1 protein-coding gene (running past one end of the window) is annotated in these 14189 nt (G+C 64.0%); it reads right to left on the reverse strand.

Annotation, left to right across the window (positions count from 1 at the left end; translation table 11 throughout):
- On the reverse strand, positions 1 to 14189 hold part of the coding region annotated (locus tag ACQI5H_RS21780; protein WP_427081364.1) for a LuxR C-terminal-related transcriptional regulator (this coding region is incomplete at both ends). 50391 nt of the annotated region lie to the left of the window's left edge; 14189 of 64580 annotated nt are visible.

Raw genomic sequence — 14189 nt, forward strand, 5'->3', positions numbered from 1 at the left:
CAGGCCGTCCGGGAAAAACCCGATCACCGCCGCGCGAAGCTGGTCGTTTGGTGCGGGCTCGGCCAGGCCATGGCGCTTCAGCAGCGCCACCATCTCGCGTTCGACGTCGTAGTACTTGTAACGCGGCACAAAGTGCTTGACCTCGAGGAACAGCGTCACCTGCCGTTCGGGGTCGTTGTTGTGTACCCAGTCCTTCACCCGGTGCACCCACTCGTCGCCGGTGAGTATCCCGTCCTCGACGTAGATGGCCTTCAGCTGGGCGAGGGTCTTGCCCCTGACAAAGCCTCTGCCATCGGAGGTGCGATTAATCCACGGGTCGTGAATGAGGACCAGGTGGCCGTCTTTGCTGAGGTGGAAATCGCCTTCCAGGCAGGTGACGCCCTGCTCTAGGGCCAATTTGTATGCGGCCCAAGTGCTCTCGGGGCGATCGGCGGAGGCTCCACGATGGGCAACCGCGGACGGGCGGGCATCCCGCGGTACCCACAGCGGCTTGCCCGGGGTGCGGTCGCTGTCCCTCGTCCGCCCGGCGCTCGACGGGGAGCCCAGCGCGTACACGTGGTTCTCGGCGCGCGGCTCGCCCAAGGCCTTACGGGCAGCGTGGAACGCCGCAAGGTCAGCGTAGAGAAGACCCGTATTCGTAGCGATGCAGATGACGGCGGCCGCCGACCCGTTCTGTTGGTCGAGCCGCAATTGGTCAAGCACAGGGCCGATGTCTGTCTGCCACAGCCCGTCGATCGGCTCTCTGACGATCCACCACGTCACCGTTTTCGCCCGGTAGCGGTTGCCGAGGACGATCATCGCGCGCCCATCACCGCCACACGCCGCGGAATCAAACCCCGCCCACAGCGGACTGCCCATCCCGGCCCGCTCGACGTCTTGATCGATCTGGAGCTTCGCCGCCTCTACCCAGAACACCCGCTGCGCGGACTTGCGGAGTGCCTTGCGTTTTGCGCGCGTGCGGCGACTCTGCTTGGACTGCAAGCGATTTGCTCGGTCCAGCGCACGCGCCTGCCTACGGCGAAACGCCTTGTCGTTGATCTCATCCTGGCCGAACACCCCGTTGGCCATCTCTAGCCAATGAAGCTCGATCAGCGCGTCGACCTCGTCCGAGGAGAGCTTAACCATCCATGGGACATTGGCACCGGCCAACCTGGCGGCTTGCTCCGCGTCACCCGGTCGCGCGACTAGTTCCTTGGCGAACAACGACGGCGTCCGCTTATCCAATGCCCCTTTTTCCAACCGCCGCTGCGCATCAAACGGCGTGTCACCGGCCGGCTGAACCAACTCCGACGGATCACGACCTTCACCCGCTCCACGATCGTCAGCGCCTGGAACAGGCCCAGCGGAAGACGAGGATGGATCGGTTGGTGACGGCTCGTTGCCGGAGCCGGATGTGTCGTCGTGCCGGCTTCCACCATGGCCAGGGTTACCGGATGCGCCGACGTAGAAGTCCCAGCCAAAGGGCCAATCGGAGCCATCGTGCCAGTGGATATCCGGATGCTGCTCCATGACCATTTCCGGCACCGGCCTAAACGGATACCCGTGCCTGGTGAGACCCAGCACCACCCGGGGTGTCCCCGCCTCCGGCTGGCCGCGAACCTTTTCCAAGCCCAGCGGCACCTCCTTGACGCTGCCGGCCTCGGCATCCCGCTTCCACAACTCGGCATGCCAATTCTTCCGGCCCGCTGTGGGCGGAATGAACACCACCAACATGAGGCCATCCCCAGCACCTTGCCCCGCGGCTTCGTCAATGCACTTGCTCAGAGCATTCGCCAGGTAGCGGACCGAGTCGCTGTCGTCCAGATACACACGCAGGAAATAGTCCTTGACCTCACCTGGGAGCCAGCCCTCGTCCGACTGGTCTCTATCCCGCCGACTCTCAACCGGGCGGCCCAGCAACGCCGCCAACATCCGACCGACCGGCACCCCCTGCGCCTCCACATGGGGAACACTGACCCGCCAACGATGTCCGGGATCGCTCACGTTTTGCCCAACAATCTCATCGACTTTTGCCGCCACCGCAGCAGCGCACCGATTGAGCCCAGCACCCACCGCCGGCGCCACATCCGGACGATCCTCGGCCCAGGCAGAACCGGCGAGCGACACGTCCTCCAGGGACTGCGGTCCACCGGGTTCTGGAAACTCGGCGGACTTCGGACTGGGACTGGCGGTGCTCGGCTTTGATCGCTCGGCCGGGCCATCCGCGTCGGGGAATCCCGGGTCCAGCAGCCCGTATCGGAAGAACATGTCCACCAGCTGCTCACGGGTCTTTACCCCCAGCGCCGCCCGAAGGCGCATCATTCGCTTTCGCAGTGCCTCAGGTTCCGTGCCCAACTTTGACGCGACCTCTTCGAGGAAGCCGCCATCGGCTAGGGCCGCTACTTCCCGGCGATTTTGCTCAGTCACCTGCTCCAGGAACGGCCGCAGTTCGGATGGTGCGTCGGCGAGGGTCAGCCGAGTCAGCAACTCATGCTGGTGAGCCCTTTTCACTACATCCTCACGGGTCTCTGCACCCAGCAGCTGGCAGATAGCCGCGAAGTCCGATTTGGCGGTGTTCCCACTGATGTCCAATTCTGCGGCGATCCCGTCATAGCTGCGGCCCTCGACCACCAACCGCAGCACCCTGTATCTGCGGTCGATTAACGTCATCTGGTGGCTCATCCGCAGGACCAATGGCGCGTCGGGCGGCTCCGGATCTAGCACGCCGTGTCGGAAGAACATGTCCACCAGCTGGTTGCGGCTCTGTATGCGCAGCCTCCCCTGAAGGCGCTCCATGTGGATTTTCAATCCCTTACGTTTCAGGCCCAAGCTTTGAGCGACCTCTTTGAGGGCGCCCCCATCGGCTAGGGCCGCCACAACTCGGCGATTTTGCGCGGTTAGCTTCTCCAGGAGCGGCCGCAGTTCGGATGGTCCGTCGGCGAGGGTCCCCCGTGGCAGCCAGCCATGCTGGTGAGCCTTCTTCACCACGCCGTAGCGGGTCCTTGCGCCCAGCAGCTTGCAGATAGCCGCGACCAACGCTGTGGCGGTGTCGTTTCCGACGTACAACCGCGCGGCCATCTCCTTTTCGCTGCGACCCTCGACGACCATCAGCAGCGCCCGGTATTTGAGGTCGATTAACGTCAGCTCGCTCGTCGGCAGGAGCAGTGGCATGTCGGGTGGGCACGTCAGATCTACCAGGCCGCCCAGGCAGGTCTTCGCCACCAGTTCCGGGCGGTTCTCCGCACCCAGCTTCTCCATGACACGACTAACGTGCGCTTCCACGGCGGTCTCACCGACGCGCAACTGTTCAGCGATGTCCTCGTTGGTCCACCCGTTGGCAACCATCGCCTGCACACGGCGTTCGTCGACGGTCAACACCACCACGCGCTTCCGCGCCCCCTCGTTCTCGGGCCGGTCGCCGTCCGCGTCGAAATTTTTGCCGCCGTCGGGGTTTTGGGTGTTCATCCTCATCGATGCGACCGCGTCGCGGTCCACAATGAACGGGGATCCATCGGGGCCGCTGGGCTCATCCACGCCCGCCGGGGGAGTAGTGGATGCCTCATCGGAGACCGAACTGTCCGGCTGGTTCCCGGTCCTGTGGGCGTCAGTGTCGGCGGAATCGTCTTGTCCATCACCGGAACCGCCGACCTGGGCCTCGCCGTGGTAACCGCTACCGTCTCCTCCCGCGCCTGGGTCTGGCTGCTGGTGACGACCGTCGAGCGCATGCTTCAGCCAGTACACCCGCTGCCGCGCGGCCTCGAGTCGCACGTGTGACTCGATGAGTTCCCGGGCCATTCCGCGGTCGTGCCAGAACAAACCTCCGACCAACAACCTCGATACCTGGGCCATAACCGGGATTTTTCGGATCTCCTCCTGCAGCTCCCGCGGTTGGGTGGCGAGCACCCCGGCCAGCTGTCGCTTGAGGACGGCTTCCTCCAGCGACACCATCCCCCAGGCTTCCTCGGATTTGGCCTGCAGCTCGCCGACCGGGTCCATCGCTGGTGCCGCGGAGCGCTCACGAGCGGCCAAGTTGGCCCGCCAATGCTCGTAGATGTCCGCCCTGGCAAGGGCCGTCAGATACTGCGCCAGCAACCCAGCGAACCTGCTGTACTCCTTCTCCTCCATCGTCGAGACGGTCAGACGCACAACAGGGCTTTCCATCACATCCAACAGCTTCTGCGGCGACGAACACGCCTCCTCGACATCGAGCGGCAGCCGCAGCCCGCGCATCCACGTTGCCAGTCCGCTTTTCGCCGCAGCCATGGCCAGCCGCGCATCCAGCACCTGCTGCGCGGCATCCTCACTCTCGGTGCGGGGCTCGTTTTGGTCGGGCCAGACCGCGTCGAGCGCCTGCTTCATCCAGTACACCCGGTGCCGTGCGGCCTCGAGTCGCACGTGTGCCTCGACGAGTTCGCGCGCCAATCCGCGGTCGTGCCAGAACAAACCTTCCAGCAACAACCGCGACACCCGGGCAATTACCGGGATTTTTCGGATCTCCTCCTGCAGCGCCGGCGCCTGTGTGGCAACCACCGCGGCCAACTGACGCTTGAGATCGGCTTCCTCCAGCGACACCAACTCCCAAGCCCCCTCGGTTTTGGCCTGCAGCTCGCCGACCACGTCCATCGCCGGTCCGGCAACGCCCTCCTGAGCGGCCAAGTTGGCCCGCCAATGCTCGTAGATGCCCACCTTGGCGAGGGCCGTCAGATACTGCGCCAGCAACCCAGCGAACCTCGTGTACTCCTCCTCGCCCATCGTCGAGGCGGCCAGACGCACATCCTGGCTTTCCATCGCGTCCAACAACTTCTGCGGCGACAACAACGCGTCATCGACATCGATCGCCAGCCCGCGCATCCACTGCGCCAGCCTGCTTTCCGCCGCAGCCAGCGCCAGCCGCGCATCCCGCACCTGCTGCCCGGCATACTCACTCTCGGTGTGCAGCTCGGCGTCGGAGTCGTCGTGGTCCGGAGTGTTGTCGCTGTCGAAGCTGTGGTCATCCGAGCTTCCGGGGGAGCCGCGGGTGTGATTGTCGTCAAGCCGGTCCCGACGGATCGCGGCGTCGGCAAGCTTGAAAACCGGTACCAGCAGCAACATTTCATCGAAGGCTTCGCGCCACTCTGAAGCCATGGGCGTCTGTCCCAGAAGGTCCAGCGTGCGGTCGATATACGTTGAGCCGAGGCCCTCTGGGTGATCATTGAGATACTCGCTCAACCATGGAAAGACATCAGCCAACTCCTGGATTCTGGTGGCTACCTTCACCCACCGGGCCACGGCGGCCCCCAGCGTGTCGTCCGTGTCGACCGCTTGGCCGTCGATCCAATCGCGGATCCGTTCGACCACCTCAGCACCGATAGGCTCAGTGGATAACCCGTACTCATTGGGCGGATGCTGCAGCCGCCATCCCGGCGACTGGTCTGGATCGTCGGACGCCGCCTCGTCGACGAACCACAAACGCCAGATCGCGCCGCTAGCCTCGACGATCTGGTAAACCTCGCCGTCGGCTGTACCGACCGACCTCCACCCGGGCCCCGAAGCCAGCGGCCCGTCGATGGACGTCCTTCCCAACTCGCCAGCCAACCCCGACAACTCAGGACCAAGGATCGCGATCAGACGACCCAGCCGATGGTATTGCTGCGTCAGCTCCACCAGCCGCCAGAAGCCACCGTCGAATTCGACCTGCAGGCTTTCCTGAACGTCCCGCAGTTCTCGCCGGTAACTACCGCGTGCCAGCAACCGCTCCGGATCCGACCCGTACTGCGGCGCGACCCGACGCAACAACTGCTCGACTCGGGCGCGCCGCTCATCCAGGCTCGACGCATCCTCGCCGCCACCCGGATTGTTGGTATTGATGCGCATCGAGGAGTCGACACCGGGCGGGTTGTCGCCGCCCTCGGCCTGTTCTGCCCCGGCGCCCTCACCCGGCCCAGCCGCGTCCGCCTGGTTCTCCACGCTGTGGGCGTCACTGCCCAGGAATCGTTCAGCGTTAGCGGCGATCACATCATGGATGTATCGGGCCAACCCGATCGCCCGCCGCTCATAGGGCGCACGATCTCGGGAATGCACCACCAGTCTGCGCGCGCCATAGGAATGCCTCGCATAGCTGAAGTCGTTGATGATTCGCCTCTGCAGCGCAAAGTGTCGTTCGGCCAGCCTGTTGGCCTCCTCCGAGCCCGGCGCCATACTCCCATCCGCCTGATACCGAGCCATCGCCGCGGCGAAATCGGCGTCCAGGGCAGCCATGTCGCGCCCAAACTTTAAGCTGCCCGCCTCGGAGAGCTTCTTCTTATCCGGGACCCCCGCCCAGCCGCGAATCGGCTCATCGGAGAACGGGATCCAGGGACGCCCAGCGCGATCCAGGTAACGGGCCAGCGCGTCGCCCCAGTACACGGGTTCTCCATCGACCGCTGCTGTGCCAAACGGGGGTGGCCAGCTCGTCAGTATCTGAAAGTGGGGGTCGTAGTAGTGGATCTCTCCGCGGATGTTGACTGCGAAGAAAAAGCGAGTGTAGCCGGGTGCTCCAAAATCTAAGGTCACGATCGCCGCTGAGCCGCGTCTCAGGCCGTCGCGCAGAACCGCGGCGACGTCCGTGTCGGTCGCGAACATCGCATCGCTTCCGACGGCCTTATCCAGCGTTTCAAGCAGCGTAACCGTTCCCGGCGCAACGCCCAGGTCGATCTCACGGAGATAGATCTCTTTCAACGCCCACGCAACCCACTGGGCGTCGCTCCAGTTGTTCGCGATGTCGCCGACAGACGACGGACGCCAGTTGTCGAAGTAGTCCTCCAACGGAAGAGCATCACCGGCCGTGTCATCGTCCTCGGCGTGTTCGCCGGCTACGTCTTCGGCGTCGGCGCGTCGGTCGTCCCCTTCGTCGTTGGAGACGTCGGCAGGCTGACCCTGGCCGATGCGAAAGCCACAACGCTCCAACAGGGATTCCATGAACGCCAGATGCTGCCTGGCAATCCCCTTGCCCCGAAAATCGTGCTCCAGCCTCAGATTCGCGAGTTCAGCGACCCGATTGCCCTGACCGTCACCGGAGAAGCGCCACACGACTTCGCCGACCCTCTCAACATCATCGAACAGCGCACCCGCGAGGCCGTCCTCGGTCGGCTCAAGCGCAATGCGGTAGCGGCCGTGCCAACCGGAGAGATCCTGGCCCACCAGATGCAGTAGATCCCACTCGCCGTTGTCGACCACCCGGACCAGCAGTGGCTCGGCGAAGCGGGTATCTACCACCTTGCGGATGGCGCGGTCCTCGGCCCGATACCGCCGCTGTCGGCGCTCGAACTGTGGGTCGTCACGCAAATACTGGATCACGTGCACCCGCGTGTTTTTCAGCACCTCCAGGCCGAGGTCGGGGTCGTCGGGCGAGGTGAGGTTCGCCAGCTCACGAAGCTCCGGCAGATCCTCCAGCCGGGCTGTTGGAACGTAAAACGACGGCGGCACAAGGTGTAGGTCCGCTAGATCCGGAAAATCCTCCAGGTTCTCCGGGTCAAGTTGCGGCTGCTGGTCGGGGGTAAAGACTTCCAACGGTGCCAACAGTTCGTCATTAATTACGTCGTCGGTCCTCCAGCTGCCCGATCCTTCAAAGCCGACCGCCGAGGTCTGAATGCTCTTGATGGATTTGCGTAGTTGCGTTTCATCCATATTCCACACACAACCCCGACGGATCGCCTCGTAGGTGCTCTTCGTCCCGGTGCCCTCGGTCACCCACTTGACGAGGTCAACCTGACGGTCGCGGTAGTACCGCTCGAATCTCGCATCAAGCGTCTCGTCGAAGTCCTCGTCGGGCGTGTCTTTGAAAACCAGCTCGGCGTGATCGGCCACCAACTTGTCGTCATGGTCAAAGTGGTAGAAACGCCGGATCGTGCCTTTCGGGAGATTGCCCTCAAAGATCTCGCCGGCCAACACGAGTCGACGGCCGCCTCCATGATCGTCGAAATAGTCCTCGAAATAGCCGTCGAACTGAATCCAATACTTCTTCCCGAACCAGCCGGAGAGGTCCGCGGCCCAGTCGCTGGCTCGCTCCGGGTCACCGCTGGCGACCACCTCGCGCACCGAGTCGGCTTGACGGAAATCGGCCTGGCGGTCTTGGGGATGCCGGCCGCGATATTCCTCCTTACTTAGGGCCTCAGCATCGTCCGGGACAGCTTCCGCCGGCGTGACTCCTTGTGATGTGCCGTCAACGTCCGAAGCCGTGACAAACTTCGAAAAGACCTCTGCCAACAGCGAATCCAATCGTGCTTCGCGATCGGCTTTTTCGTTACTAAGGGCGTCAATCGCTTCGGCGTGCCTAACCAGCAAACGCAATTGCTCGGCGTCCATCGCCGCGTTCCCGGCAGCTGGCGCCTGAGACGCCGCATCACGCAGGCCGACCACGAATTCCAGCTGCAACGAGCCCTCGAACAGGTCACCGAGTTCCACGCCGTGCAAGCGTGCGATCTGCTCAATGAACTCATCGCGGAACATGTCCTTGATCTGGGAGTCGGCCCGGTCGCTGGCTTCCGCCAGCTCGGCGAGCTCGCTGGACGCCGCAGACAACCAATCGACTCTGCCGCACCAATGATCGTGCGCGGCAGCCGCTTTCGTGACATCCTCTTCGGACCCCGTCGACCCGAGGTCAGCCACCCGCGACTGCCAATAACGGCGCTGGCGCTGCGCGGTGCGCAGCGCTTGCTCAACCACCATCACCCTGATGACTCGTTTGTCGACGCGAGCCAACTCGGCAATCGATTCGACTAGGTCGTTGAGGTCCAGGAACTGCCGGCAACTATCGATTACACTCGCGACCACCTCCGAGTCGCTGTCGAGATCGCCCAACACGCTCGCCACCGAAATCGCGACCGAATGGGTCACGTCCGCCGTGTCGCGGCCCAACACCGGACGCAACCACTTGAACTCCGATGTCTCAAGGTATTCCAGCGCAGAGACAACCTCCGGCTGTTGCAACCCGGAGACCACGACCACGCGCTCCAGATCCCGCCTGGCCTTCAGCAATTCCAGCGCCTCACCGCCCTTGAATAGCTCTTTCGATGACTGCCCCATCAGCGATGCCTGGCCCGCAACATCCCTCCGGCGCTGCTCGCGCAATTCCACGTTCCGCCGCCGAAGTTCGGCGATCGCCGCGATCGCGCCCGACCGCGAGCCAGCTTCTTGCTCGTTGGCACTTTCGGACGAATCGCCTTTCTGTACTTCGGAAGTGGAATCGAGGCCGACAACCGCATCACCGTCGTCAACCGTCGGGTACGTTGGCGCCGGCTTACCCGCATCGTCGTCACCGCGACCGTCGCCGGACAGATCAGGAGCGCCGAACTCGTCATCGCCGCCTGAATCTTGTTGCACCTCAGCGCTGTCCATGCCATCACCAGAATCGCCGACATCCTCATGCACGGTCACCGACGAGCCGTTGATTTGCAGCGAAGTCCACCCCGCTTCATTGCCGCTGTCCACGTCGACATACACACCGTCTTCGCCCTGCCGTGCGGTCGCCATGCCATCAACGTTGAGCTGCTGCAGAATTCGGCCAAGCCGCTCTACGTCAACCCCGGATAAACCGATGATCCCTGCGCGCTCGGCGCCACGGACAATGCGCACGGCGGCATCGTCGGCGCTCTCCTCGGTTGCTGCGGACACATCGGTCCCGAATTCGCGCCGGCCAGACACAGCGAAGATGTACGAACGTTCGCCCTCGTCGATAACGAGCCGGGCTAACGGCACACCGGCCCAGTCGAGTCCTTCGACAGTGATCGTGCGGGCACCGACTTGCCCAGACACCGTGATCTGCGCACCCCCGGCACCGCGATTTTTTTCTTCTGTCCAGAGTTCCTCGGAGTGCGACGAAATGGCAGCCGCGCCAGCGGCAACGACCGGCCCCACGGCGGGAATGTCCTCGGTGATGGCTGCCAAAATCCTGCCAGCGTGACTGTGGATCAAACGTTCACGCAACGAGAGGGTGAAACCCTGCGCTATGCCGGCATCGCGAGTGATCCACATAGCCTGCGGCCCGTCGGTCGTGAAGGTCGCGTCCGTCCTCAGCTCTACGACACGTTTCCCGTCGCCATCCACCGTCGCCTTCAACCGACGGGTACGGAACGCGCGCGCCAATGACTCGGAAACGCCGGCAAGGCCAGCTTCGGATGAGGCGACCAACTCACGCACACGTTCGGCGGTGAGCCCCTGCTGCTTCCATACGTGAGTGTTGCTGGACCCGCTGCGGATCACCACCTCACCGGCGGAATCTATCTCGACCACCGTGCCCTCGGCCACTCGGCCGCCAACACCAGGCAGCACAATCGAAAGCCTTGCTGCTGCTGTCGACACGCCAACACTGTCTGGGTGGTCGGTGATCGCGATCCTGTACGCGACATCCTCGACACTAACCACGTCGCCCACCCGCACAGCCACTGCGTCGTCCTCAACAACGTCACCGTTGAGCTCCACAACAACATCACGGGTAAGCCAAAAACGGCCAGCCTCAGGGTCTTCCAGGAATAGGCCGTCGTCCCGCACAACAAGTTTTACGCGGCCGGGCTCATCGGCGCCGATTGGGCCACCGGGCGGATCTGAACTGTCGATCGGCATAACACTCGCAGCGGCATCGCCGCCGTCGCCGTGATCGTCGCCTCCGGCATCCGGGACCGGCGGTTGAGGCTCCGCATCACCCGGATCATCGTCGGGATCCTCATATGAAGTCGCAGGAGTTTCCTGACCGCCGGCACCGATTTGCACTCCGATCAGGTCCCCGCTCACGGTGCCGGCTTTGATGTGCGCGGTGGTCGTACCAGAGGAGCTGTCGAGCTGCACTCCGACGACAGTCTCCCCAGCCGGCACATCACCCACGTCGAGGCGAATCGCCGAGCCATCGTCGCCGTGGGTCTCCTCCTCGTCGAAAGCCGGCTCCCCGGTGGGCTTTTGGGATACGTTTGGCGCGGTATCGCCAGACCCCATACGAACGACCACCGCACCTGTGGAGTCCATCTCGACGACCGTGTCACCGAACCGGAAATCACTGGCACTTGGCACCACGATGGAAATCGGTTCGTTCGCCTCAGGTTCCGCGTTGTCGGCGCCGTCGCCATCCGCCGTCGACAGGCCCGGGCTAGCATCCACCTGAATCGGGCGCACGGCCGGACCCGAAACCGGATCACCGTCAGCGACCAGCCGGTAGACGGCGTCGCCGACACGCACCTCGTCTCCCACCCGCACAGCAGTCATGCCGTGCACGGGTTGGCCGTTAACCCACACATCGCCAGCTGCAGGGCCGTGCAGGAATGAGCCACCCGGGCCCATGACCAGCCTCGCACGGCCAGATCCGTTGGTGGCCGAACCTGCATCGTCGGGTGCCTCCGGAGTGTGTGGGGGGCCGCGGGTGTGATTGTCTTCAAACTGGGCCTGGCGGATAGCCGCGTCGGCGAGCTTGAACACCGGTACCAGCAGCATGAGTTCCTCCCAGGCATCGAGCCACTCCGAGCGCATCGCCGTCTCTGCCAGAAGACCCAGCGTGCGGTCAATGTTCGTTGCGTCCAGCGCTTTTGGATGGTTAGCCAGGTGCTCGCTCAACACCGGAAACACATCGGCCAACTCCTGGATTCTGGCGGCCACCTTCGCCCACCGGGCCACCGCGGCGCCCAGCGTGTCGTCTCGGTCTGCTACATGGCCGTCGATCCAATCGCGGATCCGTTCGACCACCTCAGCGCGGATGAAATCCGTGGGCGCTACGTCGTAGTCATTGGGCGGACCCTGCAGCTGCCATTGGTATGGATCATCGGCCTCAGCCTCCTCGTCGAACGACAAACGCCACACCGCACCGTTAGGCTCGACGATCTGGTAAACCTCGCCGCCCGCCTCACCGACCGGCCTCCACCACGGACCCGATGCTGCTGGCCCCTCAGCGGAAATTCTTCCCGACTCGGCAGCCATCCCCGACAACTCAGGGCCAAGCATCTGAATCAGACGACCCAGCCGATGGTATTGCTCAGTCAGCTCCACCAGCTTCGTAAAGCGGTCATCGAATTTGAACTGCAGGCGCTCCTGGATGTCCCACAGTTCTCGCCGGTAGCTACCGCGTGCCAGCAATCGCTCCGGGTCTGCCCCATACTCCGGTGCAAGCTCACGCAACGGGCGCTCGACTTCGCCACGCTGCTCATCCAGGCCCGGTGTATCGGTCTCCGCGCCTGCCTGAGCCGCGCGTTCTGCGCCCCCGCCCTCGGGGTCGGTGGACTCGCGCGGTTGGTCGCCGCCGCCGGGGACGCCGGATCTGGCCGGCCACGCTCGCCTGAAGCGGGGCCCACGCGCACTTCGGCCGAACCCGTCCTCGGGGTAGCCACGCGCATTGCGCTGAACGTCCGGACCCCGATCGCCCGGCCCACGCTCTTCACGATCGGTAGCCCCCGGCGGCGTCGACGACGAATCGGCATCCGCAGCACCCTCCACAGGAGATTCTTCAGAAGGCGATGGGTCGGCAGGCCCCAATTCGTCAATACGATCGCCGGACGATGACGAGGGCGGATGCGACGTCAACTCGCCCGGGCTGGCGGCCTCGCTTGCCGGGGTGCCGCTTTGGTCACTACTTTCCGAATCCTGTTGAGAATCAACGTGGCTCGTACTATCAGCGCCGTCCAATATCGGCGCTACCGCTACCGGCGGGCCCGCCACTGCGGTGCTGCGACCCAATTCCCTTTCGTAGAGCTTGCTGTCGTGACCGAAGTAGTGGATCTCCCATATCGCGATCGGCTTGCCGGGGAAGCGCGCGACCAGGGCAGCGTCAACCATTTTGCGGACATTGCCGAAGTCGGGGTGGTTCGGCATGGGGCGGTTAAAGATAATCGACGCTTTGATCTTCCCGCTGTCAAAGATCTCATACAGCACCTTCAAGTTGACGGTGTGACCGTTGCATTCAATGGGTATCCAGCGAGGTGCACTCACGGCAGTCTCCAACTGCAGATGGTTCGGCCCGCGTGCCTGCACCGCGTGCAGGATCAGCGATGCAGCGCTTCGCGGCACTCCTGCTTCGTCGACCACCACTTCTGGGGTCGTCCGACTCGCGGCATCCACTCCGGTGACCAAACCCGAGATAAAACTCATATCCGAACCAGGGATCCCATCGACCTCATGCCAGACGATGGAGGCCGAGACCTCGAGGGGGACCCCCTCGGCCGATAGGGAGTGATCCGCGTCGGGCACCCCAGCCCGGTCTTCTAGCAGATCGCTGCCACCGCCCAGACCGTCCTCGGCATTGGCTCCCATCGCGGGAGCGCCATTGGCCACAAGATCGAGACCGGCCTGATAGGCGATCGTCACCGCCTCGGTTCGGTTCTTTGCATCCAGATCCCTCACGAGTTTGGCGACGCGCCGCCTTACGATGTCCTCACCGCACCGCAACTGTGCGGCGATCTCGTTATCGAAGTACGCCTTGGCCAGCATCATCAATAGCTTGCGTTGATCGTCGGTTAGCGCCGCCACACGATCCTGCGGGGATGGTGGCGCCTCAGCCGCGGACCTGGCCCGCCCTCTGACACGCACCGGGCCCGGATCGAGGAACCCATACCAGTAACACCAGGCCACCACCTGGGCGCGGTCGTGCACACCCAGCTTCGCCAGGATGTCGCCAACCTCGCTGCCCACAGCCCGCACACCCATTTCCAACTCGCTAGCAATATCTGGGTAGCTGAGCCCGTCGGCCAGCAGCGGCAACAGCTTGTCGCGTTGGTGGGGGGTTAACGCCGCCACGCGGTCCTGCGCGGAGCTCCGCACCTCAGCCGCCGACCCCGGATCTAGGAACCCACACCAGAGACACCACGCCACCACCTGGACACGGTCACGTGCCCCCAGCTTTGTCAGGATCTGCGCGACGTGCGTCTTTACGGTCTCAACATCGAGGGTCAACCGCTTCGCGATCTCTGGGTTGCTGAGCCCCTCAGCCAGCAGCTTCAGCACCTCGTGCTGGCGGGGGCTCAGTTCCGGCCAGCCCTCCCTCAGCCGCGCCCACACTGCAAACTGGGGGTCTGAGGCCGCGGCACCCTTGGACCGCTGCGGTACTTGGCCATCCCGGTTGGCAAGGGCCGCAGCCTGGGCGGGGTCGCGTACGCCCAGCTTCGCCAGGATCCTCGCAACGTACGACTTTACGGTTGTCTCACCGATGCTCAACCGGTTGGCGATCTCTCGGTTGCCGAGCTCGTCGATCAGCAGCTCCAGCACCTCGATCTCTCGGGGGC

Origin of the sequence: Mycobacterium heidelbergense (genome assembly GCF_050205645.1) — a bacterium.
GTDB lineage: Bacteria > Actinomycetota > Actinomycetes > Mycobacteriales > Mycobacteriaceae > Mycobacterium > Mycobacterium heidelbergense_A.